The 24,707-nt window shown below is 57.3% G+C and carries 36 protein-coding genes; 34 read left to right on the top strand and 2 right to left on the bottom strand.

The annotated features are described in order from the left end of the window. Nucleotides 1-27 precede the first annotated feature (27 nt). The 29 genes from rplC to bfr all read left to right on the top strand — a co-directional run bounded on the left by rplC (nt 28) and on the right by bfr (nt 15,641). Complete coding sequence (rplC, locus tag ASD95_RS28055) at nt 28-663, top strand: 50S ribosomal protein L3 (protein WP_003186059.1); 636 nt, start codon at nt 28-30, stop codon at nt 661-663. Between the two features lie 12 nt (nt 664-675). After that, nucleotides 676-1,278 carry a 50S ribosomal protein L4 gene (gene rplD, locus ASD95_RS28050; protein WP_003228735.1) on the top strand — a complete coding sequence of 201 codons (603 nt, stop codon included), beginning with the start codon at nt 676-678 and terminating at the stop codon, nt 1,276-1,278. Beyond that, nucleotides 1,275-1,574, top strand: coding sequence for a 50S ribosomal protein L23 (gene rplW / locus ASD95_RS28045; protein ID WP_002555488.1), 300 nt, complete (start codon nt 1,275-1,277; stop codon nt 1,572-1,574). Before rplD ends, rplW begins: the two co-directional genes overlap by 4 nt. 14 nt (nt 1,575-1,588) lie before the next feature. Continuing rightward, complete coding sequence (gene rplB / locus ASD95_RS28040; RefSeq protein ID WP_003176423.1) at nt 1,589-2,413, top strand: 50S ribosomal protein L2; 825 nt, start codon at nt 1,589-1,591, stop codon at nt 2,411-2,413. A gap of 16 nt (nt 2,414-2,429) precedes the next feature. Continuing rightward, nucleotides 2,430-2,705 (top strand): 30S ribosomal protein S19, encoded by a 276-nt coding sequence (gene rpsS, locus ASD95_RS28035; protein ID WP_002555486.1) that lies wholly within the window; start codon nt 2,430-2,432, stop codon nt 2,703-2,705. 11 nt (nt 2,706-2,716) lie between these two features. Then, nucleotides 2,717-3,049, top strand: a complete 333-nt coding sequence (rplV, locus tag ASD95_RS28030; RefSeq protein WP_003103908.1) for a 50S ribosomal protein L22 — start codon at nt 2,717-2,719, stop codon at nt 3,047-3,049. Nucleotides 3,050-3,062: 13 nt separating this feature from the next. Beyond that, nucleotides 3,063-3,749, top strand: coding sequence for a 30S ribosomal protein S3 (gene rpsC, locus ASD95_RS28025; protein WP_007970424.1), 687 nt, complete (start codon nt 3,063-3,065; stop codon nt 3,747-3,749). A 12-nt stretch (nt 3,750-3,761) separates the two neighbouring features. Further along, nucleotides 3,762-4,175, top strand: coding sequence for a 50S ribosomal protein L16 (gene rplP, locus ASD95_RS28020; protein WP_003228729.1), 414 nt, complete (start codon nt 3,762-3,764; stop codon nt 4,173-4,175). Next, nucleotides 4,175-4,366 (top strand): 50S ribosomal protein L29, encoded by a 192-nt coding sequence (gene rpmC / locus ASD95_RS28015; protein ID WP_002555481.1) that lies wholly within the window; start codon nt 4,175-4,177, stop codon nt 4,364-4,366. Before rplP ends, rpmC begins: the two co-directional genes overlap by 1 nt. Nucleotides 4,367-4,368: 2 nt before the next feature. After that, nucleotides 4,369-4,635: a 30S ribosomal protein S17 gene (gene rpsQ / locus ASD95_RS28010; protein WP_003176419.1), complete on the top strand. Its 267-nt coding sequence runs from the start codon at nt 4,369-4,371 to the stop codon at nt 4,633-4,635. Between the two features lie 23 nt (nt 4,636-4,658). Then, nucleotides 4,659-5,027 carry a 50S ribosomal protein L14 gene (rplN, locus tag ASD95_RS28005; protein ID WP_002555479.1) on the top strand — a complete coding sequence of 123 codons (369 nt, stop codon included), beginning with the start codon at nt 4,659-4,661 and terminating at the stop codon, nt 5,025-5,027. Between the two features lie 11 nt (nt 5,028-5,038). Continuing rightward, nucleotides 5,039-5,353, top strand: a complete 315-nt coding sequence (gene rplX / locus ASD95_RS28000) for a 50S ribosomal protein L24 (protein ID WP_003176416.1) — start codon at nt 5,039-5,041, stop codon at nt 5,351-5,353. Between the two features lie 22 nt (nt 5,354-5,375). Then, a complete protein-coding gene (gene rplE, locus ASD95_RS27995; RefSeq protein ID WP_003210069.1) occupies nt 5,376-5,915 on the top strand; it encodes a 50S ribosomal protein L5 in 540 nt (179 codons plus the stop codon). A 13-nt stretch (nt 5,916-5,928) separates the two neighbouring features. Then, on the top strand, nt 5,929-6,234 hold the full coding sequence (gene rpsN, locus ASD95_RS27990) for a 30S ribosomal protein S14 (RefSeq protein WP_003176414.1): 306 nt from the start codon (nt 5,929-5,931) through the stop codon (nt 6,232-6,234). A gap of 209 nt (nt 6,235-6,443) precedes the next feature. Then, the gene (rpsH, locus tag ASD95_RS27985; RefSeq protein WP_003186040.1) at nt 6,444-6,836 is read left to right on the top strand and encodes a 30S ribosomal protein S8; all 393 of its coding nucleotides are present in this window, start codon (nt 6,444-6,446) and stop codon (nt 6,834-6,836) included. Between the two features lie 12 nt (nt 6,837-6,848). After that, entirely contained in the window at nt 6,849-7,382 is a 534-nt protein-coding gene (gene rplF / locus ASD95_RS27980; protein WP_003176412.1) for a 50S ribosomal protein L6, read from the top strand. A 10-nt stretch (nt 7,383-7,392) separates the two neighbouring features. Then, nucleotides 7,393-7,743 carry a 50S ribosomal protein L18 gene (rplR, locus tag ASD95_RS27975; protein WP_003186037.1) on the top strand — a complete coding sequence of 117 codons (351 nt, stop codon included), beginning with the start codon at nt 7,393-7,395 and terminating at the stop codon, nt 7,741-7,743. 3 nt (nt 7,744-7,746) lie between these two features. After that, nucleotides 7,747-8,247, top strand: coding sequence for a 30S ribosomal protein S5 (gene rpsE / locus ASD95_RS27970; protein ID WP_003186035.1), 501 nt, complete (start codon nt 7,747-7,749; stop codon nt 8,245-8,247). A 2-nt stretch (nt 8,248-8,249) separates the two neighbouring features. Further along, nucleotides 8,250-8,426, top strand: a complete 177-nt coding sequence (gene rpmD, locus ASD95_RS27965) for a 50S ribosomal protein L30 (RefSeq protein WP_003186033.1) — start codon at nt 8,250-8,252, stop codon at nt 8,424-8,426. A 3-nt stretch (nt 8,427-8,429) separates the two neighbouring features. Next, entirely contained in the window at nt 8,430-8,867 is a 438-nt protein-coding gene (gene rplO, locus ASD95_RS27960; protein WP_003228720.1) for a 50S ribosomal protein L15, read from the top strand. After that, nucleotides 8,868-10,196: a preprotein translocase subunit SecY gene (secY, locus tag ASD95_RS27955; RefSeq protein WP_003228718.1), complete on the top strand. Its 1,329-nt coding sequence runs from the start codon at nt 8,868-8,870 to the stop codon at nt 10,194-10,196. It abuts the gene before it with no gap. Nucleotides 10,197-10,220: 24 nt separating this feature from the next. After that, nucleotides 10,221-10,337 carry a 50S ribosomal protein L36 gene (gene rpmJ, locus ASD95_RS29320; protein ID WP_002555468.1) on the top strand — a complete coding sequence of 39 codons (117 nt, stop codon included), beginning with the start codon at nt 10,221-10,223 and terminating at the stop codon, nt 10,335-10,337. A gap of 130 nt (nt 10,338-10,467) precedes the next feature. Further along, on the top strand, nt 10,468-10,824 hold the full coding sequence (rpsM, locus tag ASD95_RS27950; protein WP_009045849.1) for a 30S ribosomal protein S13: 357 nt from the start codon (nt 10,468-10,470) through the stop codon (nt 10,822-10,824). A gap of 30 nt (nt 10,825-10,854) precedes the next feature. Then, nucleotides 10,855-11,244, top strand: coding sequence for a 30S ribosomal protein S11 (gene rpsK / locus ASD95_RS27945; RefSeq protein WP_002555466.1), 390 nt, complete (start codon nt 10,855-10,857; stop codon nt 11,242-11,244). A gap of 18 nt (nt 11,245-11,262) precedes the next feature. Beyond that, nucleotides 11,263-11,883, top strand: coding sequence for a 30S ribosomal protein S4 (rpsD, locus tag ASD95_RS27940; RefSeq protein ID WP_003176404.1), 621 nt, complete (start codon nt 11,263-11,265; stop codon nt 11,881-11,883). 22 nt (nt 11,884-11,905) lie between these two features. Then, the gene (locus ASD95_RS27935; RefSeq protein ID WP_007970428.1) at nt 11,906-12,907 is read left to right on the top strand and encodes a DNA-directed RNA polymerase subunit alpha; all 1,002 of its coding nucleotides are present in this window, start codon (nt 11,906-11,908) and stop codon (nt 12,905-12,907) included. A 42-nt stretch (nt 12,908-12,949) separates the two neighbouring features. Then, on the top strand, nt 12,950-13,336 hold the full coding sequence (gene rplQ, locus ASD95_RS27930) for a 50S ribosomal protein L17 (protein WP_046041617.1): 387 nt from the start codon (nt 12,950-12,952) through the stop codon (nt 13,334-13,336). A 237-nt stretch (nt 13,337-13,573) separates the two neighbouring features. Further along, a complete protein-coding gene (locus ASD95_RS27925; protein WP_056728976.1) occupies nt 13,574-15,028 on the top strand; it encodes a catalase in 1,455 nt (484 codons plus the stop codon). A 148-nt stretch (nt 15,029-15,176) separates the two neighbouring features. Next, nucleotides 15,177-15,641 carry a bacterioferritin gene (gene bfr, locus ASD95_RS27920; protein ID WP_008053867.1) on the top strand — a complete coding sequence of 155 codons (465 nt, stop codon included), beginning with the start codon at nt 15,177-15,179 and terminating at the stop codon, nt 15,639-15,641. Between the two features lie 65 nt (nt 15,642-15,706). Here bfr and uvrA read toward each other — a convergent pair whose 3' ends face one another. Then, the gene (uvrA, locus tag ASD95_RS27915; RefSeq protein ID WP_056728975.1) at nt 15,707-18,541 is read right to left on the bottom strand and encodes an excinuclease ABC subunit UvrA; all 2,835 of its coding nucleotides are present in this window, start codon (nt 18,539-18,541) and stop codon (nt 15,707-15,709) included. Between the two features lie 191 nt (nt 18,542-18,732). Between uvrA and ASD95_RS27910 the strand changes: the two genes are divergently transcribed. Together ASD95_RS27910 and ASD95_RS27905 are read left to right on the top strand one after the other, a co-directional pair. Beyond that, entirely contained in the window at nt 18,733-20,130 is a 1,398-nt protein-coding gene (locus tag ASD95_RS27910; RefSeq protein ID WP_056728973.1) for an MFS transporter, read from the top strand. Nucleotides 20,131-20,139: 9 nt separating this feature from the next. Further along, complete coding sequence (locus ASD95_RS27905) at nt 20,140-20,658, top strand: single-stranded DNA-binding protein (RefSeq protein ID WP_007984430.1); 519 nt, start codon at nt 20,140-20,142, stop codon at nt 20,656-20,658. Nucleotides 20,659-20,768: 110 nt separating this feature from the next. On the opposite strand, the gene ASD95_RS27900 is transcribed toward ASD95_RS27905, so the two are convergent. Next, nucleotides 20,769-21,317 (bottom strand): cysteine hydrolase family protein, encoded by a 549-nt coding sequence (locus tag ASD95_RS27900; protein WP_056728971.1) that lies wholly within the window; start codon nt 21,315-21,317, stop codon nt 20,769-20,771. Between the two features lie 101 nt (nt 21,318-21,418). Here ASD95_RS27900 and ASD95_RS27895 point away from each other — a divergent pair, with 101 nt between their 5' ends. From ASD95_RS27895 to ASD95_RS27885, 3 genes are all read left to right on the top strand, one after another. Further along, nucleotides 21,419-22,411, top strand: coding sequence for a GlxA family transcriptional regulator (locus ASD95_RS27895; protein ID WP_056728969.1), 993 nt, complete (start codon nt 21,419-21,421; stop codon nt 22,409-22,411). A 303-nt stretch (nt 22,412-22,714) separates the two neighbouring features. Then, a complete protein-coding gene (locus tag ASD95_RS27890) occupies nt 22,715-23,824 on the top strand; it encodes a DUF3182 family protein (RefSeq protein ID WP_056728967.1) in 1,110 nt (369 codons plus the stop codon). After that, on the top strand, nt 23,814-24,572 hold the full coding sequence (locus ASD95_RS27885; RefSeq protein ID WP_056728965.1) for an alpha/beta hydrolase family protein: 759 nt from the start codon (nt 23,814-23,816) through the stop codon (nt 24,570-24,572). The genes ASD95_RS27890 and ASD95_RS27885 overlap by 11 nt, the downstream gene beginning before the upstream one ends. Nucleotides 24,573-24,707 lie beyond the last annotated feature (135 nt).

Genomic DNA, 24,707 nt, shown 5'->3' with positions numbered 1-24,707 from the left:
GCCCCGTACACTCATGAGGTTTACAACATGACTATTGGTGTAGTCGGTCGTAAATGCGGTATGACCCGTATTTTCACCGAAGAAGGTGTCTCCATTCCGGTCACGGTCATTGAGATCGAACCGAATCGCGTCACCCAGTTCAAAACTGAAGAGACCGATGGCTATCGTGCAGTGCAAGTCACTGTCGGCGAGCGTCGTGCTTCGCGTGTAACAGCAGCTCAGGCTGGCCACTTCGCTAAAGCGAACGTTGCCGCTGGTCGTACCGTAATGGAATTCCGCCTTGAAGAAGGCGAGTACCAGGCCGGCGATCTGATCAACGCTGAAATCTTCGCCGCTGGTCAACTGGTTGATGTAACCGGTCAGTCCAAGGGTAAAGGCTTCCAGGGTACGATCAAGCGTTGGAATTTCCGCGGGCAAGATAACACCCACGGTAACTCCGTATCCCACCGCGTTCCAGGCTCTATCGGCCAGTGCCAGACTCCTGGTCGTGTATTCAAGGGCAAAAAAATGTCCGGTCATATGGGCGCTGAGCGCGTGACCGTGCAGTCCCTCGAAGTAGTGCGCGTGGACGCTGAACGCAATCTGTTGTTGGTCAAGGGCGCTGTTCCTGGCGCTACTGGCGGCAACTTGGTTGTACGTCCAGCAGCCAAGGCTCGCGGTTAAGGGGAAGCTGACATGCAATTAAATGTAAATGACGCTCAAGCGATCGAAGTTTCCGAACTGACATTTGGCGGCGAGTTCAACGAGACGCTGGTTCACCAAGCAGTCGTAGCCTACATGGCTGGCGGTCGTCAGGGTTCCAAGCAGCAAAAGACCCGTTCCGACGTTCGTGGTGGCGGTAAGCGCCCATGGCGTCAGAAAGGTACTGGCCGTGCTCGTGCCGGTACTATCCGTAGCCCAATCTGGCGTGGCGGCGGTACCACTTTCGCAGCTCGTCCTCAGGATCACTCCCAGAAGCTGAACAAGAAGATGTATCGCGCAGCAATGCGTTCCATCCTTGCTGAGCTGGTGCGTACTGATCGTCTGGTCGTGGTTCAGGATTTCGCCGTTGAAACGCCGAAAACCAAAGACCTGCTGGGCAAACTGAACAACATGAGCCTGACCGACGTTCTGATCGTGTCCGACGCTGTTGATCAGAACCTGTACCTGGCTGCTCGTAACCTGCCACACGTAGATGTACGTGACGTGCAAGGTTCCGATCCAGTTAGTCTGATCGCATACGACAAGGTGTTGATCACCGTGTCGGCCGTGAAGAAATTCGAGGAGCTGCTGGGATGAACCAGGAACGCGTATTTAAAGTTCTGCTTGGCCCGCACGTTTCCGAGAAGGCTACGGTTCTGGCAGACAAGAAAGGCCAGTTCGTTTTCAAGGTTGCTACCGACGCAACCAAGCTGGAAATCAAGAAGGCCGTCGAAAGCCTGTTCAGCGTGAAAGTAGAGCGTGTTACTACCCTGAATGTTCTGGGTAAGAGCAAGCGCACTGCTCGCGGTCTGGGCAAGCGTAATGACTGGAAGAAGGCAGTTATCTCCCTTCAGCCAGGCCAAGATCTCGATTTCAGCAGCAGTGCTGAGTAAGGAAGGGGTGCATCATGGCAATCGTTAAATGCAAACCGACTTCCCCTGGCCGCCGTTTTGTGGTCAAGGTGGTCAACCAGGAGCTGCATAAAGGCGCTCCTCACGCACCGCTGCTCGAGAAGAAATCGAAGACTGGTGGTCGTAACAACAATGGCCGTATTACCACTCGTCACATCGGTGGTGGTCATAAGCAGCATTATCGTCTGGTCGACTTCCGTCGCAACGACAAAGATGGCATCTCTGCCACTGTCGAGCGTATCGAATACGATCCAAACCGTACTGCTCACATCGCTCTGCTGCTGTACGCAGATGGCGAGCGTCGCTACATCATCGCCCCTAAAGGCGTGAGCGCTGGCGACCAGCTGATCGCAGGTGCCCTGGCACCGATCAAGCCGGGCAACGCTCTGCAACTGCGCAACATTCCAGTTGGTAGCACCGTACACGGCATCGAATTGAAGCCAGGTAAAGGCGCTCAGATCGCTCGTTCCGCTGGTGCTTCGGCTCAGCTGATCGCTCGTGAAGGCGTGTACGTTACCCTGCGTCTGCGTTCCGGTGAAATGCGTAAAGTCCTGGCTGAATGCCGTGCGACCCTGGGCGAAGTCTCGAACTCCGAGCACAGCCTGCGTTCGCTGGGTAAAGCTGGTGCCAAACGCTGGCGTGGCGTTCGCCCAACCGTTCGTGGTGTTGCCATGAACCCGGTTGACCACCCACATGGTGGTGGTGAAGGTCGTACCTCTGGTGGTCGTCATCCGGTATCGCCATGGGGCTTCCCGACTAAGGGCGCGAAGACTCGTGGTAATAAGCGTACCGACAAAATGATCGTCCGTCGTCGCAAGTAAATAGAGGGATACGACAGTGCCACGTTCTCTGAAAAAAGGTCCTTTTATCGATCTTCACCTACTGAAGAAGATCGAAGTGGCGGCGGAAAAGAACGATCGCAAGCCGGTGAAAACCTGGTCGCGTCGTTCGATGATCCTGCCACAAATGGTCGGTTTGACCATCGCAGTACACAACGGTCGTCAGCACGTCCCAGTTCTCGTGAACGAAGACATGGTCGGCCACAAACTGGGCGAGTTCGCCGGTACCCGCACTTATCGCGGGCACGTGGCAGACAAGAAAGCCAAGCGTTAAGGGGTTAGGAAATGGAAGTAGCCGCTAAGTTGTCGGGCGCTCGAATCTCCGCCCAGAAAGCCCGCTTGGTCGCCGACCAGATCCGCGGGAAGAAGGTGGGCGAAGCGCTCAACCTGTTGGCTTTCAGCAGTAAGAAAGCCGCCGAGATCATGAAGAAAGTGCTGGAGTCGGCCGTAGCCAACGCCGAGCATAACGAAGGCGCAGACGTTGATGACCTGAAGGTCAGCACTGTTTTCGTCAACGAAGGGCGTTCGCTGAAGCGCATCATGCCACGTGCCAAAGGCCGTGCTGATCGCATCGTCAAGCGGTCTTGCCATATCACTGTCAAGGTTGCTGACAAGTAACGGAGTCGAAGAGATGGGTCAGAAAGTACATCCCATTGGCATTCGCCTGGGAATCGTCAAGGAGCACACCTCCGTCTGGTACGCAGACGGTCGGACTTATGCGGACTATTTGCTCGCAGATCTGAATGTGCGTGAGTACCTCCAAGACAAACTAAAAAGCGCATCCGTAAGCCGTATCGATATCCATCGTCCGGCCCAAACTGCACGCATCACCATCCACACCGCTCGTCCAGGTATCGTTATCGGGAAGAAAGGTGAAGATGTTGAGAAACTGCGTCAGGACCTGACCAAGCAAATGGGTGTGCCTGTGCACATCAATATCGAAGAGATCCGCAAGCCGGAGCTCGACGGTATGCTGGTTGCGCAGAGCGTAGCTCAGCAGCTGGAGCGTCGCGTAATGTTCCGTCGCGCTATGAAGCGCGCTGTACAGAACGCCATGCGCATTGGTGCCAAAGGCATCAAAATCCAAGTGAGCGGTCGTCTCGGCGGTGCTGAAATCGCACGTACTGAATGGTATCGCGAAGGTCGTGTGCCGTTGCACACCCTGCGTGCCGACATCGACTATGCCAACTACGAAGCTCACACCACTTACGGTGTGATCGGTGTAAAGGTTTGGATCTTCAAAGGCGAAGTAATTGGTGGTCGCCAAGAAGAACTGAAACCACAAGCACCAGCGCCTCGTAAAAAAGCTGCTAAGTAAGGGGTACGCCAAATGTTGCAACCAAAGCGTACGAAGTTCCGCAAGCAAATGACTGGTCACAACCGTGGCCTGGCATTGCGCGGTAGCAAAGTCAGCTTCGGCGAGTTCGCGCTGAAGTCTGTTGCTCGTGGTCGTCTCACCGCTCGTCAGATCGAGTCAGCGCGTCGTGCTCTGACCCGTCACGTAAAACGTGGCGGCAAGATCTGGATCCGTGTATTCCCGGACAAGCCTATTTCCAAGAAGCCACTCGAAGTTCGGATGGGTAAAGGTAAGGGTAACGTCGAATACTGGGTTGCCCAGATTCAGCCAGGCAAAGTCCTGTATGAAATCGAGGGTGTTTCTGAAGAGCTGGCGCGTGAGGCTTTCGCCCTGGCTGCTGCAAAGCTGCCGCTCGCCACCTCCTTTGTTAAACGGACGGTGATGTGATGAAAGCGAATGAACTTCGTGAAAAATCCGCACAGCAGCTGAACGAGCAACTGCTCGGCTTGCTGCGCGACCAGTTCAATCTGCGTATGCAGAAAGCAACTGGCCAGTTGGGGCAGTCTCATCTGCTCTCGCAAGTTAAGCGTGACATCGCTCGCGTGAAGACTGTGCTCAACCAGCAGGCAGGTAAGTAATCATGGCTGAAGCCGAAAAAACTGTCCGTACGCTGACTGGCCGTGTTGTCAGCGACAAGATGGACAAAACCATCACCGTTCTGATCGAGCGTCGCGTTAAGCACCCGATCTACGGTAAATACGTTAAGCGTTCGACTAAGCTGCACGCGCACGACGAAACCAATCAGTGCCACATCGGCGACAAAGTCACTATTCGTGAAACTCGTCCTTTGGCCAAGACCAAGTCTTGGGCGCTGGTTGATGTTCTCGAACGCGCTGTGGAAGTCTAAGGACTAGGGGTCGGAGAAATTATATGATTCAGACTCAATCCATGCTCGATGTGGCCGATAACAGCGGCGCTCGCCGCGTTATGTGCATCAAGGTGCTGGGTGGCTCCCATCGTCGTTACGCTGGTATCGGTGACATCATCAAAGTTACCGTGAAGGAAGCAATTCCTCGCGGTAAAGTGAAAAAAGGCCAAGTGATGACTGCTGTTGTAGTCCGCACTCGTCACGGCGTACGTCGTGCTGATGGCTCCATTATCCGCTTTGATGGCAACGCTGCTGTTCTGTTGAACAACAAGCAAGAGCCGATCGGCACCCGTATCTTTGGGCCAGTGACCCGTGAACTTCGTACTGAGAAGTTCATGAAGATCGTCTCGCTCGCCCCAGAAGTGCTGTAAGGAGATCCGACATGCAAAAGATTCGTCGTGACGACGAGATCATCGTGATCGCCGGCAAAGACAAAGGTAAGCGCGGTAAGGTGCTTAAGGTTCTCGCTAACAACCGTCTGGTTATTGGTGGTCTGAACCTGGTCAAGCGTCATACCAAGCCTAACCCGATGTCGGGCGTGCAGGGCGGTATCGTCGAAAAAGAAGCTCCACTGGATGCTTCTAACGTCGCCATTTTCAACGGCGAAACCAACAAGGCTGACCGCGTTGGTTTCAAAGTAGAAGACGGCAAGAAAATTCGTGTCTTCAAGTCGACCCAAAAAGCGGTTGATGCTTGAACACTGCTAGGTAGATGAGACCATGGCACGACTAAAAGAGATTTACCGGAAGGAAATTGCTCCGAAACTTAAGGAAGAACTTAAGCTTTCGAACGTGATGGAAGTTCCGCGCGTTACCAAAATCACCCTGAACATGGGTCTGGGCGAAGCGATCGGTGACAAAAAAGTCATCGAGCACGCTGTTGCTGACCTGGAAAAGATCACCGGCCAGAAAGTCGTTGTGACCTACGCTCGCAAATCCATCGCTGGCTTTAAAGTCCGTGAAGGTTGGCCGATCGGCGTCAAAGTGACCCTGCGCCGTGAGCGTATGTACGAGTTCCTGGATCGTCTGCTGTCGATCTCCCTGCCTCGGGTTCGCGACTTCCGCGGCCTGAATGCCAAGTCCTTCGATGGTCGTGGCAACTACAGCATGGGCGTGAAAGAGCAGATCATCTTCCCGGAAATCGACTACGACAAGATCGATGCTCTCCGCGGTCTGGACATCACCCTGACCACCACTGCCAAGAACGATGATGAAGGCCGCGCTCTGCTGCGTGCGTTCAAATTCCCGTTCCGCAACTGATTGGAGTAGGACCATGGCCAAGATGAGCATGAAAAACCGCGAGCTGAAGCGTCAGCTCACGGTTGCCAAGTACGCCAAGAAGCGTGCAGCACTGAAAGCTATCATCGTTGATCTGAACGCAAGTCCAGAAGCGCGTTGGGAAGCTACAGTAGCCCTGCAGAAGCAGCCACGTGACGCAAGCGCTTCGCGCATGCGTAACCGCTGCCGCCTGACCGGTCGTCCACACGGCGTTTACCGCAAGTTCGGCCTCGGCCGTAACAAGCTGCGTGAAGCTGCCATGCGTGGTGACGTACCGGGTCTGGTTAAAGCCAGCTGGTAAGTACTGTCAAAGTCTCGGTGTCCAGGATCGCAAGATCCTGACCACCGGTGGCCTTGAATCTGGATCAAGCCCCTTTTGGGGCTTGATTCATTTCCGGGGTGTGTCTAGAATACCCGGCTCGCCTGAGCCCGTGTTTTTCATGCTCGGAGATTCTCGGCGACACGTAATAGCCGCAAGGCTAATTTTTTTGTATTAGGAGCGTCTAGCCCATGAGTATGCAGGACCCGTTAGCGGACATGCTAACTCGTATCCGTAATGCCCAGATGGCTGAAAAGTCCGTCGTAAGCATGCCATCTTCCACGTTGAAGGTAGCTGTTGCCAAAGTCCTGAAGGACGAAGGTTACATTGCGGGTTATCAGATCAGCAGCGAAATCAAACCACTGCTGTCCATCGAGCTGAAGTACTTCGAAGGCCGTCCGGTTATCGAAGAAGTGAAGCGCGTTAGCCGTCCAGGCCTGCGTCAGTACAAGTCCGTCGATGATCTGCCAAAAGTTCGTGGCGGTCTCGGTGTGTCTATCGTCTCCACCAACAAGGGTGTGATGACTGATCGTGCTGCGCGCGCTGCCGGTGTCGGCGGCGAAGTTCTTTGCACTGTGTTCTAAGGGGGGATAAGCATGTCTCGCGTCGCTAAGAACCCCGTTAAGCTGCCAGCCGGTGTCGAAGTAAAATTCGCAGGCCAACAGCTTTCGGTGAAGGGTGCCAAGGGCACTCTTGAACTGAACATCCATTCGTCCGTTGAGATCGTTGAAGAAGCCGGTGAGCTGCGTTTCGCTGCTCGCAATGGCGATCAACAGACTCGCGCAATGGCTGGTACCACTCGTGCGTTGGTAAATAACATGGTCCAAGGCGTAAGCCAAGGCTTCGAGCGCAAGCTCCAGCTGGTCGGTGTTGGTTACAAAGCGCAAGCAAAAGGCACAGTGCTGAACCTGGCTCTTGGCTTCTCGCACCCAGTGGATTACGAACTGCCGGAAGGCATCACCGCTGAGACTCCTAGCCAGACCGATATCCTGATCAAGGGCATCGACAAGCAGCTGGTAGGTCAAGTGGCCGCCGAGATCCGCGACTTCCGTCCACCAGAGCCGTACAAAGGCAAAGGTGTGCGCTACGCGGACGAAGTCGTCCGTCGTAAAGAAGCCAAGAAGAAGTAGGGCATAGCAAATGACCGACAAAAAAGTTACTCGACTGCGTCGCGCTCGCAAAGCACGCCTGAAAATGCACGAACTCGAAGTCGTGCGTCTCTGCGTGTTCCGCTCTTCGCAGCACATCTACGCCCAGGTCATTTCGGCCGACGGCAACAAAGTCCTGGCAAGCGCCTCGACTTTGGATAAAGAACTGCGTGATGGTGCCACCGGCAACATCGACGCGGCCACTAAGGTTGGCCAGCTGGTCGCTACGCGTGCTAAGGCCGCTGGCGTCTCGCAAGTGGCTTTCGACCGCTCTGGCTTCAAGTACCACGGCCGCGTTAAAGCGCTGGCTGATGCTGCTCGTGAAGCTGGGCTGGAGTTCTAAGTTATGTCAAATAACGACCAAAAGCGCGACGAAGGCTACATCGAGAAGCTGGTTCAAGTTAACCGCGTAGCCAAAACCGTTAAAGGCGGCCGTATCTTCACTTTCACCGCGTTGACCGTGGTTGGTGATGGTAAGGGCCGTGTTGGCTTCGGCCGTGGCAAGTCGCGTGAAGTGCCTGCTGCGATCCAGAAGGCAATGGAAGCTGCTCGCCGCAACATGATCCAGGTTGATCTGAACGGCACCACTCTGCAGTACGCAATGAAGTCCGCTCACGGCGCTTCGAAGGTGTACATGCAGCCTGCTTCTGAAGGTACCGGTATCATCGCTGGCGGCGCTATGCGTGCTGTCCTCGAAGTTGCTGGCGTTCAGAACGTTCTGGCCAAGTGCTACGGCTCGACTAACCCGGTAAACGTGGTTCACGCCACTTTCAAGGGTTTGAAAGCAATGCAGTCTCCTGAATCCATTGCCGCCAAGCGTGGCAAAAGTGTCAAGGAGATCTTCTGATCATGGCTACCGTAAAAGTAACGCTGATCAAAAGCATGACCGGCCGTATCCCTAACCACAAACTGTGCGTTAAGGGTCTGGGTCTGCGTCGCATCGGTCACACTGTAGAAGTCCTGGATACTCCCGAGAATCGCGGGATGATCAACAAGGCTTACTACATGCTGCGTGTCGAGGGTTAATCGATGAAACTCAATGATCTGAGTCCAGCGCCGGGTTCCCGTCGCGAAAAGCATCGTCCGGGCCGTGGTATCGGTAGCGGTTTGGGTAAGACTGGTGGCCGTGGTCACAAAGGTCAGACCTCCCGCTCCGGTGGCACCATTGCTCCAGGCTTTGAAGGCGGTCAACAGCCGCTGCATCGTCGCCTGCCGAAGTTCGGTTTCGTTTCCCTGAAGGCCATGGACCGCGCAGAAGTGCGTTTGTCCGAGCTGGCTAAAGTGGAAGGCGACATCGTCACCGTGCAGTCCCTGAAAGATGCCAACGTGATCAACGTCAACGTACAGCGTGTGAAAATCATGCTGTCCGGTGAAGTGACTCGCGCTGTCACTATCGGCAAGGGAATCGGCGCCACCAAAGGTGCGCGTGCGGCTATCGAAGCAGCTGGCGGCAAGTTCGAGGAATAAATGGCTAAGCAAGGTGCTCTCTCTGCGCTCGGCAAAGGCGGTATGTCTGAACTCTGGGCTCGTCTGCGTTTTCTGTTCCTGGCGATTATCGTCTACCGAATAGGCGCACACATCCCGGTTCCAGGTATCAACCCGGACCGACTCGCGGACCTGTTTCGACAGAATGAGGGGACCATTCTTAGCTTGTTCAACATGTTTTCCGGCGGCGCGCTGGAACGGATGAGCATCTTTGCACTGGGGATCATGCCGTACATCTCGGCATCGATCATCATGCAACTGATGACCGCCGTCAGCCCGCAGCTGGAGCAGTTGAAGAAGGAAGGTGAAGCTGGCCGTCGCAAGATCAGCCAGTACACCCGCTACGGCACTGTCGTCCTCGCTCTCGTCCAGGCCATTGGCATGTCCATTGGTCTGGCGGGGCAGGGCGTTGCGTTCACTGGTGACTTTGGCTTCCATTTCGTCGCGGTATCCACTTTTGTGGCTGGTGCGATGTTCATGATGTGGCTGGGTGAGCAGATTACTGAGCGTGGTGTTGGCAACGGTATCTCGATGTTGATTTTTTCGGGTATCGTCGCCGGTCTTCCGAGAGCGATCGGGCAGTCTTTCGAGTCTGCACGTCAGGGTGATATCAACATCTTCGCCCTGGTTGCCATCGGTTTGCTGGCAGTAGCGATTATCGGTTTCGTGGTGTTCATTGAGCGTGGTCAGCGTCGTATTGCTGTTCACTACGCCAAGCGTCAGCAGGGCCGTAAGGTCTTCGCTGCGCAGACCAGCCACTTGCCGCTGAAGGTGAACATGGCCGGTGTTATTCCGGCTATTTTCGCGAGCAGCATTTTGCTGTTCCCGGCTTCGTTGGGTGCCTGGTTCGGTCAGTCTGAAGGTATGGGCTGGTTGCAGGACATCTCGCAGTCGATCGCTCCTGGTCAGCCGTTGAATATTCTGCTGTTTAGTGCAGGGATTATTTTCTTCTGCTTCTTCTATACGGCGTTGATGTTCAATCCGAAAGACGTAGCGGAAAACCTGAAGAAGTCCGGTGCCTTTATTCCGGGCATCCGTCCAGGTGAGCAGTCTGCGCGCTACATTGATGGCGTTCTGACTCGCTTGACCATGTTCGGTGCTCTTTACATGACGGCCGTCTGCCTGTTGCCCCAGTTCCTGGTGGTTGCAGCCAACGTACCGTTCTACCTTGGCGGGACCTCGTTGCTGATCGTCGTCGTGGTTGTGATGGACTTCATGTCCCAAGTACAATCGCACCTCGTTTCGCACCAGTACGAATCCCTGATGAAGAAAGCCAACCTGAAGGGTTACGGCAGCGGCATGCTGCGCTGACCCATAAGGTTCGAGGAGTTGGTGATGAAAGTTCGTGCATCGGTGAAAAAGCTGTGCCGTAACTGCAAGATTATTCGCCGCGAAGGTGTTGTTCGAGTAATTTGCAGCGCGGAACCGCGTCACAAACAGCGCCAAGGCTGAGTGTGATTGTGCTTCAAGCCCGGCAGCTAGTGCGCTGCCGGGTTGATTATTTGTTATTACAGCGATATTATCTCGCGCCCTATTTCTTGGCTTCCGGGGCGTAGGTAGCTGTCAATTGGAGTCCCACTGAATGGCCCGTATTGCAGGCGTTAACATTCCAGATAACAAGCATACTGTTATCTCGCTGACCTACATCTATGGTGTTGGTCGCACTACTGCACAGAAAATTTGTGCAGAGACTGGGGTAAACCCAGCAGCAAAGATCAAAGATCTGAGCGACGAGCAGATTGAACAGCTGCGTGGCGAAGTGGCGAAGTTCACCACTGAAGGTGACCTGCGTCGCGAAATCAACATGAAAATCAAGCGCTTGATGGACCTCGGTTGCTATCGCGGTCTGCGTCATCGTCGCGGTCTTCCAGTACGCGGTCAGCGTACCAAGACCAACGCGCGTACCCGTAAAGGTCCGCGTAAGCCGATCCGCAAGTAATCGCCCCAGCGAATCGACAGGAATTTAATCATGGCAAAACCTGCTGCTCGTCCTCGTAAAAAAGTTAAAAAGACAGTGGTTGATGGCATCGCCCACATCCATGCATCTTTTAACAACACCATCGTGACCATCACCGACCGTCAAGGTAACGCTCTTTCCTGGGCTACCTCCGGTGGTTCGGGTTTCCGCGGTTCCCGCAAGTCCACCCCGTTTGCTGCTCAAGTAGCTGCTGAACGTGCTGGTCAAGCTGCGCTGGAATACGGCCTGAAAAACCTTGACGTCAACGTCAAAGGTCCAGGTCCAGGTCGTGAATCCGCAGTCCGCGCTTTGAACGGCTGTGGCTACAAGATCGCCAGCATCACCGACGTGACGCCAATCCCGCACAACGGGTGCCGTCCGCCGAAGAAGCGCCGCGTGTAATCCAGGAGATTGTAAAGAATGGCTCGTTACATTGGTCCAAAATGCAAACTCGCTCGTCGCGAAGGCACCGATCTCTTCCTGAAGAGCGGCGTGCGCGCGATCGAATCGAAGTGCAACATTGAAGCAGCACCTGGTATCCACGGCCAACGCCGCGGTCGCCAGTCCGACTACGGCACCCAACTGCGTGAAAAGCAGAAGGTCCGTCGTATCTACGGCGTTCTCGAGCGTCAATTCAGCGGCTACTACAAAGAAGCTGCTGGCAAGAAAGGTGCAACCGGTGAAAACCTGCTGCAACTGCTCGAATGCCGTCTGGACAACGTTGTATACCGTATGGGCTTTGGTTCGACTCGCGCCGAATCCCGTCAGCTGGTATCGCACAAGTCGATCAGCGTAAACGGTCAGACCGTTAACGTTCCGTCCTACCAGGTTCGTGCTGGTGACGTGGTCGCTGTTCGCGAGAAAGCAAAAAATCAACTTCGCATTGTCCAAGCTCTCGATCTGTGTGCCCAACGTGGCCGCGTAGAATGGGTAGAAGTAGACACTGAGAAGAAGTCGGGCGTTTTCAAGAACGTTCCAGCTCGCAGTGATCTGTCCGCCGACATCAACGAAAGCCTGATTGTCGAGCTCTACTCCAAGTAAGGGCTAGAAAATAGGTGCATCCATGCAGATTTCGGTAAATGAGTTCCTGACACCCCGCCACATTGATGTGCAGGTTGTCAGTCCAACCCGCGCCAAGATCACTCTCGAGCCTCTCGAGCGTGGCTTTGGCCATACCCTGGGCAACGCGCTGCGCCGCATCCTGTTGTCCTCAATGCCCGGCTGTGCAGTAGTCGAGGCCGAGATTGACGGTGTGCTCCACGAGTACAGCGCCATCGAAGGTGTACAGGAAGACGTAATTGAAATCCTGTTGAACCTTAAAGGTCTGGCTATCAAGCTGCACGGTCGTGACGAAGTTACGCTGACCTTGTCGAAGAAGGGTTCGGGGGTGGTTACCGCTGCCGATATTCAGCTGGATCATGATGTCGAGATCGTTAATCCCGATCACGTAATCGCTAACCTGGCGTCTAACGGCGCCCTGAACATGAAGCTCGTAGTGGCTCGTGGTCGTGGTTATGAACCGGCAGACTCGCGTCAGAGCGATGAAGACGAAAGCCGCAGCATCGGTCGCTTGCAGCTTGACTCTTCGTTCAGCCCGGTTCGCCGTATCGCATACGTGGTGGAAAACGCCCGTGTCGAGCAGCGTACTAACCTGGACAAGCTGGTTATTGATCTGGAAACCAACGGTACTCTGGATCCTGAAGAGGCAATTCGCCGCGCTGCAACCATCCTGCAACAGCAGTTGGCTGCGTTCGTCGACCTCAAGGGTGACAGTGAGCCAGTGGTTGTCGAGCAGGAAGACGAGATCGATCCGATCCTGCTTCGCCCGGTTGACGATCTGGAACTGACTGTACGTTCGGCTAACTGCCTTAAGGCGGAAAACATCTACTACATCGGTGACCTGATTCAGCGTACCGAAGTAGAGCTGTTGAAGACTCCGAACCTGGGCAAGAAATCCTTGACTGAAATCAAGGACGTTCTGGCCTCCCGCGGTCTGTCCCTCGGCATGCGCCTCGACAACTGGCCGCCTGCAAGTCTTAAGAAGGACGACAAGGCGACTGCCTGATCGTCGTAATCACCGAACGTAGTGTTTGGTAAGGAATGAACCATGCGTCATCGTAAAAGTGGTCGTCACCTGAGCCGCACCAGCTCGCACCGCAAGGCCATGTTCCAAAACATGGCGGTGTCGCTGTTCGAGCACGAGCTGATCAAAACTACTCTGCCAAAAGCTAAAGAACTGCGCCGCGTTGCCGAGCCGCTGATCACTTTGGCCAAGATAGATAGCGTTGCTAACCGCCGTCTGGCTTTCGACCGTACTCGTTCGAAAGCTATCGTTGGTAAGCTCTTCAACGACCTGGGCAAGCGTTACGCTACCCGTGAGGGTGGCTACCTGCGCATCCTCAAGTGCGGTTTCCGCGCTGGCGACAACGCGCCTATGGCGTACGTCGAGTTGGTTGATCGTGCTACTGCCGGCGAAGCTGTATCTGCCGAGTAAGACGTCAGTCTGAAACAAAGAACCGGGCCTAGTGCCCGGTTTTTTGTGCCCGTAAGAAACGCGCCGTTTGTACAAGCGTCTCCTTCGTCCGCATCGGCATTATGTGATGGGGATGATCATTAGTTTTTCTCTATCGATGTCTGCAAGTTAATGAATTTGTAGCTGTCGTATTGATGATCAATACTCCTTCTCAGCCGATAGCCGGCAGTTCAAGACCGACAGAGGAAGGAAGATCGCATGAGCCAAAACAAAACGCTTACCACCGCCAGTGGCGCTCCTGTTGCCGATAACCAGAATTCCCGTTCCGCCGGCCCTCGTGGCCCGCTGCTGCTCGACGACTTTCACCTGATCGAGAAGCTTGCCCACTTCAACCGTGAAAACATCCCTGAGCGCCGTGTACACGCCAAAGGCTCGGGTGCCTACGGTACGTTCACTGTGACGCGCGATATCACTCAATACACCAGCGCGAAGCTGTTCGAGGCAGTCGGCAAGCAAACCCCGACTTTCCTGCGGTTTTCCACCGTGGGCGGCGAGCGTGGTTCGGCCGATACCGAGCGTGATCCGCGCGGGTTCGCCTTGAAGTTCTACACCGAGGAAGGCAACTGGGACATCGTTGGCAACAATACCCCCGTGTTCTTCATTCGTGATCCACTGAAGTTTCCAGACTTTATCCACACCCAGAAGCGTTTACCGCAAAGCAACCTGAAGAGTGCCCAGGCGATGTGGGACTTCTGGTCGCATTCGCCCGAGGCGCTGCACCAGGTCACCATCCTGTTCTCTGACCGGGGTATCCCTGACGGATACCGCCACATGCACGGCTTTGGCAGCCACACTTACAGCCTCATCAACGCTCAAGGTGAGCGTCACTGGGTGAAGTGGCACTACAAGACCAAACAGGGGATCAAGAACCTTGCTCCTGCCGAGGCTGCGCGCCTGGCGGGTACTGATCCGGATTACGCCCAGCGCGACTTGTTCAATGCAATCGACCAGGGTGATTTTCCGAAATGGCGCGTGTGCATTCAGATCATGAGCGAGGCTCAAGCAGCGGCGCACTACGAGAACCCGTTTGATGTCACCAAAACCTGGTCGCAGAAAGAGTTTCCACTGATTGAAGTCGGAGAACTTGAGCTCAATCGCAATCCGCAGAACTACTTCGCGGAAGTCGAGCAAGCCGCGTTCGGGCCCAGCAACATGGTTCCAGGCGTTGGACTATCGCCGGATCGTATGCTGCAAGGTCGGGTCTTCGCCTATGCGGACGCTCATCGCTACCGTGTCGGCACCAATCACCAGCAGTTGCCCGTCAATGCTCCTCGGAGTCCGGTCAACAGTTATCAGCGCGATGGTTCGATGGCTTTTGGCAGCAATGGCGGTGCGACGCCGAACTACGAGCCCAACAGCTACGTCGAGTCGCCGAAGCAGGCGCCTCGTTACGCAGAGCCGGCGTTGGCCCTCAGTGGTGCCGCCGATCGTTACGACCACCGTGAAGACACGGACTACTACAGTCACGCCGGCGCATTATTCCGCTTGATGACTGAAGAGCAGAAATCACTGCTGGTCAGCAACATCGCCGGTGCGATGGCGGGTGTGTCGAGTGATGTGGTTGACCGCCAGTTGCAACATTTCTACAAGGCTGACCCGGCGTATGGAGACGCAATCGCAAAGTTGCTCAACGTACAGCTTAACGAAGTCTAAATGAGAAGCAGAACCGCCCTTGTTTGGGCGGTTTTTGCGTTATTTCAGCCGGTTTTCTCAGAATATCTTCGCTTTTATTGCGTCTTGCGAGTGACGATACCGGCATGTTGGTTCAAACTACAACTTTCAAGCAGGGAGATGTAGGGCGATGCAGGGCCACCCAGATGTAATCGATTACCTCAACACGTTGCTGACCGGCGAACTGGCCGCGCGTGATCAATATTTCGTCCACTCGCGGATGTATGAGGACTGGGGTTTCACCAAGCTCTACGAACGAATCAACCACGAGATGGAAGAGGAAGCAGGGCACGCTGATGCCCTGATGCGCCGGATTCTGATGCTCGAGGGCACGCCGCGGATGCGTCCGGACGATCTCGATGTCGGCACCACAGTCACCGAGATGCTCGAAGCGGATTTGCGCCTGGAATACAAAGTGCGGGCAGCGCTGTGCAAGGGCATTAAGCTCTGCGAGCAACACAAGGACTATGTCAGCCGCGAAATGCTGCGGGTTCAATTGCATGACACCGAAGAAGATCACACCTACTGGCTCGAGAAGCAGTTGGGTCTGATCAAGTTGATCGGTCTTGAGAACTACCTGCAATCCCACACCTGATTGCTGCGAATACAAAAAAGCCCCTGTCACTGATGAAGTGACAGGGGCTTTTTCATGGGGCCCGGTTAAGCCCTGTCGCGTTCCAGCAGCGGCTTGAGGTAGTAACCGGTGTGGGATTGCTTCATCTCTGACACCTCCTCCGGCGTGCCGACGGCAATGATCTGTCCGCCCTTGGAACCGCCCTCCGGACCCAGGTCCACCAGCCAGTCGGCGGTCTTGATCACGTCCAGGTTGTGTTCGATCACCACCACTGTATTGCCGTGGTCGCGCAGGCGGTGCAAAACGTCCAGCAGTTGCTGGATATCCGCGAAGTGCAGCCCGGTAGTGGGTTCGTCGAGGATGTACAGGGTCTTGCCGGTATCGCGCTTGGACAGTTCGCGGGACAGCTTCACCCGCTGGGCTTCACCGCCGGAAAGCGTGGTCGCCGATTGCCCCAGCTTGATGTACGACAGTCCGACGTCCATCAAGGTTTGCAGCTTGCGCGCCAGGGCCGGTACGGCATCGAAGAACACCCGTGCTTCCTCGATGGTCATCTCGAGGGTCTCGTGGATGCTCTTGCCCTTGTACTTGATCTCCAGGGTCTCGCGGTTGTAACGCTTGCTCTTGCACACGTCACAGGGCACGTAGATGTCCGGCAGGAAGTGCATTTCCACCTTGATCAGGCCATCGCCCTGACAAGCCTCGCATCGCCCGCCTTTCACGTTGAAGGAGAAACGCCCCGGCCCGTAGCCCCGGGAGCGGGACTCCGGTACGCCGGCGAACAACTCGCGGATCGGTGTGAACAACCCGGTGTAGGTCGCCGGGTTGGAGCGCGGTGTACGGCCGATCGGGCTCTGGTCGATGTCGACGACCTTGTCCAGGTGTTCCAGACCCTTGATGCTGTCGTGAGCGGCAGCTTCAAGCGTCGTCGCGCCGTTCAGCGCCGTGGCGCTCAATGGAAACAGCGTGTTGTTGATCAGCGTCGACTTGCCCGAGCCGGACACGCCGGTCACGCAGGTCAACAAACCGATTGGAATCTCCAGGTCGACATTGCGCAAGTTGTTGCCGCGAGCGCCCTTGAGCGACAGCGACAGCTTCTTGTTGCGCGGCGTGCGGTTGGCCGGGACTTCGATCTTCACCCGGCCCGACAGATATTTGCCGGTCAGGGAGTCAGGGTGAGCCATGACTTCGGCCGGTGTGCCTTCGGCGACGATGTGCCCGCCGTGCACGCCTGCGCCCGGTCCGATGTCCACCACGTAATCGGCCAGACGGATCGCGTCTTCGTCGTGCTCGACCACGATCACCGTGTTGCCGATATCGCGCAGGTGCTTGAGGGTGCCGAGCAACCGGTCGTTATCGCGCTGGTGCAGGCCAATCGAAGGTTCGTCGAGGATGTACAGCACGCCGACCAGGCCAGCGCCAATCTGGCTGGCCAGACGAATACGCTGGGCCTCGCCACCGGACAGGGTGTCCGCGCTGCGATCCAGCGACAGGTAGTCGAGGCCGACGTTGACCAGGAATTGCAGGCGCTCGCGAATTTCCTTGAGGATCTTGTCGGCGATTTCGCCACGTCGGCCGGTGAGCTTGAGCCCGCCAAAATAATCGGATGCATCGCCGATTGGCAGGTTGGTCACCGCCGGCAGGGTTTTCTCGCCAACCCACACGTGCCGCGCTTCACGCCGCAGACGGGTGCCACGGCAATCCGGGCACGACTGGGTGCTGAGGAACTTGGCCAGTTCTTCGCGCACCGATGCCGATTCGGTTTCGCGGTAACGGCGTTCCAGGTTCGGCACGATGCCTTCGAACGGGTGCGAGCGTTTGACGATATCGCCACGGTCGTTCAGGTATTTGAAATCGACGTTTTGCGAGCCGCTGCCGTGCAGGATGAATTTCTGCTGATCGGCGGGCAGTTCGTTGAACGGAACTTCCAGGCTGAATTTGTAGTGCGAGGCCAGCGAGCCGAGCATCTGGAAGTAATAGACGTTACGCCTGTCCCAGCCACGAATCGCCCCTTCGGCCAGGGTCAGTTCGCCATTGACCAGGCGCTTGATATCGAAGAACTGCTTCACCCCCAAACCATCGCAGGTCGGGCAAGCGCCGGCCGGGTTGTTGAAGGAGAACAGCTTGGGTTCCAGTTCGCTGATCGCGTGGCCGCAGATCGGGCAGGCGAAGCGTGCGGAGAAGATCATCTCTTCACCCGGCTCGTCGTCCATCGGCGCCACCAGGGCGATACCGTCCGCCAGTTTCAGCGCGGTCTCGAAGGATTCGGCCAGGCGCTGTTGCAGGTCGGCGCGAACCTTGAAGCGGTCGACCACGACATCGATGGTGTGTTTTTTCTGCTTGTCGAGCTTGGGCGCTTCGTCCAGTTCATAGAGCTTGCCGTTGATTCGGGCGCGGACGAAGCCCTGTGCGCGCAGCTCTTCGAAAACCGACAGGTGCTCGCCTTTGCGCTCGCGGATGACCGGCGCCAACAGCATCAGCTTGCTGCCCTCCGGTTCGGCGAGGACCAGGTCGACCATCTGGCTGACGGTCTGCGCTTCCAGCGGGATGTCGTGATCCGGGCAGCGGGGAATACCCACGCGTGCATAAAGCAGACGCAGGTAGTCGTAGATTTCGGTGATGGTGCCGACCGTCGAACGCGGGTTATGCGAGGTCGACTTCTGTTCGATGGAAATCGCCGGCGACAGGCCTTCGATGGTGTCGACGTCGGGCTTTTCCATCATCGACAGGAACTGCCGGGCATAGGCCGACAGCGATTCGACGTAGCGACGCTGACCTTCGGCGTACAGGGTGTCGAAAGCCAGGGACGACTTGCCGGAGCCGGACAGGCCGGTGATGACGATCAGCTTGTCCCGCGGCAGGGTCAGGTCGATGTTCTTCAGGTTGTGGGTTCGAGCCCCACGAATCAGGATCTTGTCCAAGGTGGCCTCGCTCGGCGGGCGTCGAAAACGTAGGAGTATACGGCCAAATACTGGATGGATGCACACTATCAAACGAGTGGGCTACTGTCTTACATGAAGAGTGTGTCAGCAATGCGCGTCAAAGCGTCGCGATATACCCTGCCAATCGATGGGACTGGTAGAATCGCCGCCGGTTCACATGAGGTTTTTCCATGCACGATCCCCACAGCGAGCGCATGAGTGGCAGCGAGACCCGCGCGGCAAGCGGTCTGGCCCTGGTGTTCGCCTTCCGTATGCTTGGCATGTTCATGGTGTTGCCGGTACTGGCGACCTATGGGATGGATCTGGCTGGCGCCACGCCGGCGCTGATCGGTCTGGCGATTGGCGCCTATGGCCTGACCCAGGCAGTGTTCCAGATTCCTTTCGGTTTCATTTCCGACCGCATCGGTCGCCGCCCGGTGATTTACCTGGGCCTGATCGTGTTTGCCCTCGGCAGTCTGCTGGCAGCCAATGCCGACTCGATCTGGGGCGTGATTGCCGGCCGGATCCTGCAGGGCGCCGGGGCGATTTCCGCGGCGGTCATGGCCTTGCTGTCCGACCTGACCCGCGAGCAGCACCGGACCAAGGCCATGGCCATGATCGGCATGACCATCGGCCTGTCGTTTGCGGTGGCCATGGTGGTCGGCCCGCTGCTGACCCGCGCCTTCGGGTTGTCCGGGCTGTTCCTTGCCACGGGCGGTATGGCGCTGTTCGGCATCGTGATCGTGATGTTCATGGTGCCGCGCTCCACCGGCCCGTTGCAGCACCGTGAGTCCGGTGTCGCGCGCCAGGCGCTGATCCCGACCCTCAAGCATCCGGACCTGTTGCGCCTGGACCTGGGCATTTTTGTGTTGCACGCGATGCTGATGTCCAGCTTCGTCGCCTTGCCGCTGGCGCTGGTCGAGAAAGCCGGGCTGCCCAAAGAGCAGCACTGGTGGGTATACCTGACCGCGTTGCTGATTTCTTTCTTCGCCATGATCCCGTTCATTATCTACGGCGAGAAGAAACGCAAAATGAAACGAGTTTTACTCGGCGCCGTCGTGACGCTGATGCTCACTGAGCTATTCTTCTGGCAGTTCGGCGACAGCTTGCGGACTCTGGTGATCGGTACGGTGGTGTTCTTCACCGCGTTCAATCTGCTGGAAGCTTCGTTGCCGTCGCTGATCAGCAAGGTTTCACCGGCCGGCGGCAAGGGCACGGCGATGGGGGTTTACTCCACCAGCCAGTTCCTCGGCTCGGCACTGGGGGGAATCCTCGGTGGCTGGCTGTTCCAGCATGGCGGTCTGTCGGTTGTGTTCCTCGGATGCGCCGCTCTCGCTGCCCTCTGGCTGGCCTTTGCTGTTACCATGCGCGAACCTCCCTACGTCACGAGCCTGCGCTTGCCGTTGTCGCCCGAGGCGATCCGCGAAGCGGGTCTGGTCGAGCGCCTGAAGGCGGTCGTAGGGGTAACAGATGCAGTCATCGTCGCGGAAGAGGCGGCGATTTACATCAAACTGGACACCGAACTATTGGATCGCACCACCCTTGAGCGCCTGGTGAACAACCCGGCCGGGGCAGCGTGCGTAGCCTAGGAGAACGTTATGGCCCGTGGGGTTAACAAAGTCATATTGGTCGGCACTTGCGGCCAGGATCCCGAAGTTCGCTACTTGCCTAACGGTAACGCCGTGACCAACCTGAGTCTGGCGACCAGCGAACAGTGGACCGACAAGCAAACCGGTCAGAAAGTCGAAAAGACCGAATGGCACCGTGTGTCGATGTTCGGCAAGGTTGCAGAAATCGCTGGCGAATACCTGCGTAAAGGTTCGCAGGTCTACATCGAAGGCAAGCTGCAGACCCGCGAGTGGGAAAAAGACGGTATCAAGCGCTACACCACCGAAATCGTGGTCGACATGCAAGGCACCATGCAACTGCTGGGCGGCCGTCCACAGGGCGACCAGCAAGGCCAGGGCGGCGGTAACAACTACCAGCAATCCGCTCCGCGCCAGCAGGCTCCGCGTCCACAGCAGTCGGCACCGCAACAGTCGCGCCCGGCTCCACAGCAGGCGGCTCCTCAGCCGGCTCCGGATTTCGACAGCTTTGATGACGATATTCCGTTCTAGCCTGGCTGCAAGCCTCAAGCCTCAAGCTACAAGCGGCAAGCTGAAACACAAAACCCGCACTTCACTTCGAAGTGCGGGTTTTTTATGGGCGGTAAAATTTGGTTGCAGACTCAGGCCGCTAGGAACTCGTTGGTCGACACCACGCTGGCATAAGCAAACGCCAGGGCTGCCATGAACGCCGCATGAACCTGCACCGCCGCAACCGTCACGCCATTGAACTCCAGGTCACGGGTGGCGCAGGCGTCGTGGATCACGGTGACCGTATAGCCAAAGTCCGCCGCCGCACGGGTGATGCCGTCGACGCACATGTGGCTCATGCTGCCCACGACCACCAGTTCCTTGATGCCTTGCTCGTCGAGGATCGATTTCAATTCGGTTTCGCGGAATGAGTTGACGAAGTGCTTGAGTACCACCGGTTCGTCGGCGCGGTTGAGCACTTTCGGATGCAGCTTGGCGCCTTCGGAGTTCGGAGTGAAAAACGGCGCCTCTTCGGAGGTGAATTCGTGGCGGATGTGCACCACCGAATCCCCCGCGTCGCGGAAGGCCTTGATCAGGCGGACGGCGTTGTCGGCGGCGGCGTCGGCACCGACCAGCGGCCACTTGCCTTGGGGGAAGTAGTCGTTCTGGATATCGACTACGATGAGCGCTTGCTTGGCCATGACTGTTTCCTCGAAGTGTGTGTTGGTGTGGAATGAAGTATTGGCTGTGGCAGGCAATCCGAGGATTGGCCGCACCGACAATAGAAGGGGGAAAACTGACAATGGACGCAGAAAGGGCAATCGCCGAACTCGGTGTGCTGATCTATCCCGGCGCGCAGATGGCGGCGGTGCACGGCTTGACGGACTTGTTCGGGGTGGCGAACCGGATCGCCGCCGAGCATCAGGCTGCGCAGTTACCGCTGTTGCGGGTCAGCCATTGGCAGGTCGAGGGTGATCAGCCGCCGGTTCGGGTATTCGATAGTCATTCCGGCCCGGGGCGCGCCCTGGTGGCCGTGTTGATTCCGCCGTCGATCGGCGGTTTTTCCGAGGGCCAGGCGCCACAGGGATTGATCCGCTGGTTGCGTGAGCAACATGCCAGCGGTGCGACACTGGGCGGGGTTTGCGTGGGTTCTATCCTGTTGGCCGAAAGCGGTCTGCTTGACGGTCGCAGCGCCACTACCCACTGGACCTCGGCCAAAGCCTTCGCCGAGCGTTATCCGGCGATCAGACTCAAGGCCGATACGCCGATTGTCGATGACGGCGACCTGATTACCACCGCCGGGCTGATGGCCTGGTCCGAACTGGGTCTGCGCCTGGTCAATCGACTGCTGGGGCCGAGCATCGCCACCAACACCGCACGTTTTCTGGTGGTGGAACACAGCGACAGCGCCAGTGAGTGCGGCAGCAACTTTGCGCCGATCCTCAGTCATGGCGATGCGGCGATCCTCAAGGTGCAACACTGGCTGCAAAGCACCGGGGCGACCGATGTGTCGCTGGCGGCGATGGCCGAAAAGGCAGGGCTGGAAGAACGTACCTTCCTGCGCCGCTTCCGCGCGGCCAGCGGGCTCAAACCCACCGAATACTGCCAGCATCTGCGGGTCGGCAAGGCCCGGGAAATGCTTGAGTTCACCAACGGCACTATCGATCACATCGCCTGGACCGTGGGGTATCAGGACCCCGGGGCATTTCGTGCGACGTTCAGGAAAATCACCGGGTTGGCGCCGAGTGATTATCGGACGCGGTTTGGGGTGACGCCGGGGGCCGCGGCGCGGTAGGCCGTTCACAACAAATCCCCCTGTGGGAGCGGGCTTGCTCGCGAATGCGGACTTTCAGTCAACATTTGCGGTGAATGACACTCTGCTTTCGCGAGCAAGCCCGCTCCCACATGTGTTCTGTGCCAGTCTGGAATCGTGCAAAATGCCGGAGTATCAAAGGGCGTCGTGCAGAATAAAACAGGCCTAATGCCATCGCTGTCTGTGCAACTGGCTGATTTTAAACCACTTTTCCCTCGACGGGCCTTGGCCTGATCTCTGCACCCCTTCAGCTACATTCATCAAGCGTCGATTGAAGGGGGATGCATGACCCCAGCAAACTCCAGGAGACTGGTGGTCGCCCATTCGGTGCTCGCCGATGCACCGCAGCACGAAGTTGAAACCAACCGTGCGCTGGCCCGCTGGCTGGCTCAGATACTGGGGCTCAAGTATGGCGGCAGCTACGACCCGCAACTGCATGTCGGGCGGGACCTCTACCTGTTGCCGACCCAGACCCTGGTGGGCGCTGCGATTGCCCGGCAACTGGGGGTCAAGGGGCCGGAGGATTTGTGGGGTGGTTATGTCGACCACGACTTCATTTGCACCAAGGCCATCAGCCACGGATTGCTCAACCGCCACGCCCATGCGCCGCCAGGCTGGGCTCCGTTGTTTTCCGAGCGGGTGCGCAGCGTGGTGCTCGACGGTCTCAGTGTGTTCTCTCTGAAGGATGCGCGTCCGGCGGCAGAGCATTTGCTGTACACCGGGCCGATCCGCCTGAAACCGATTCATGCCTGTGCCGGACGTGGTCAGGAAGTGATCAAAAGCCTCGACGAGTTCGATGAGCTGCTTGCCCAGCCGGAGGCTGAGGCGATGTTCACCGAAGGCGTGGTACTCGAACAGGACCTGGACCAGGTGATCACCCACAGCGTCGGCCAGAGTCGTATCGGCGGCCACGTACTCAGTTACTGCGGTGATCAATATTTGACCGAGGACGCTCAGGGGGAACAGGTGTATGGCGGGTCCAACCTGCTGGTGGTGCCAGGCGGCTATGACGCATTACTGGAACTGGATCTTCCGGAAGACGTGCGCCTGGCGATCCATCAGGCACAGGTGTTCGACAGCGCGGCGGATGAAGCCTATCCCGGTTTCTATGCCTCGCGGCGCAACTACGACATCGCCCAGGGCGTCGGCAGCGACGGCCGGCCACGCAGCGGTGTGCTGGAGCAGTCTTGGCGCATGGGCGGTGCCAGCAGCGCCGAGGTGGCGGCCTTGCAGAGTTTCGTCAACGATCCGGGGATATGCGCGATTCGTGTGTCTTCGGTGGAAACCTACATCGACCAGCCGCTACCGGCGGACGCCATCGAGGTGTACCGCGGGCCGGCGCAGGCCAGTGACTTTCTCCTCAAGTACGTGACGGTTGAATCCTATGACGGCTAGAAGCGAATCCATTCAGATCGACATCGACGACGAACAGATGAGCGGGACCTTCCTGAGTCCCAAATCGAAAGTTCCCGGTGTGCTCTTCGTGCACGGTTGGGGCGGCAGCCAGGAGCGGGACCTGGAGCGCGCCAAAGGCATCGCCGGCTTGGGATGCGTGTGCCTGACATTCGATTTGCGCGGGCACACCAATGGCACCGGTATCCCATTGACACGGGTGACCCGGGAAGACAATTTGCGCGACCTGCTGGCGGCCTATGACCGCTTGCTCGCGCACCCGGCTCTCGATACCTCGGCGATTGCCGTGGTCGGCACCAGTTACGGGGGGTATCTGGCCTCGATCCTGACCTCGCTCAGGCCGGTTCGCTGGCTGGCGTTGCGGGTGCCGGCGCTGTATCGCGACGAGCAATGGCACGCGCCGAAACGCGATCTGGACAAGCTGGACCTGCGTGATTACCGAAGCACCCTGGTGCGTGCCGACAGCAATCGCGCCTTGCATGCCTGCTCGCAATTCACCGGGGATGTCCTGCTGGTGCAGTCCGAGACCGACGACTATGTGCCCCATTCGACGATCATGAGTTACCGCGCGGCGTGCCAGCAGACTCACTCGCTGACCCATCGCATCATCGATGGTGCCGACCACGCGCTGAGCGACCCGGTTTCGCAGCAGGCCTACACCTCGATCCTTGTCGGCTGGATTACCGAGATGGTGGTGGGGGAGCGGTTGAGCATTATTCAATCCCGGTGATTTGCGGTGTGCTTGTGGACGCCTTCGCGGGCAAGTCGGATCGCCGCACCGCCGCTCCCACATGGATCGAGGGTGTACATAGAATCTGCATCCACCAACAGACCCTGTGGGAGCGGCGGTGCGGCGATCCGACTT

This window comes from Pseudomonas sp. Root71, from assembly GCF_001429045.1.
In the GTDB taxonomy this organism is placed as follows: Bacteria; Pseudomonadota; Gammaproteobacteria; order Pseudomonadales; family Pseudomonadaceae; genus Aquipseudomonas; species Aquipseudomonas monachiensis.
The sequence above is the reverse complement of the archived record's forward strand: the minus strand, read 5'-3'. Positions and strand labels throughout refer to the sequence as shown.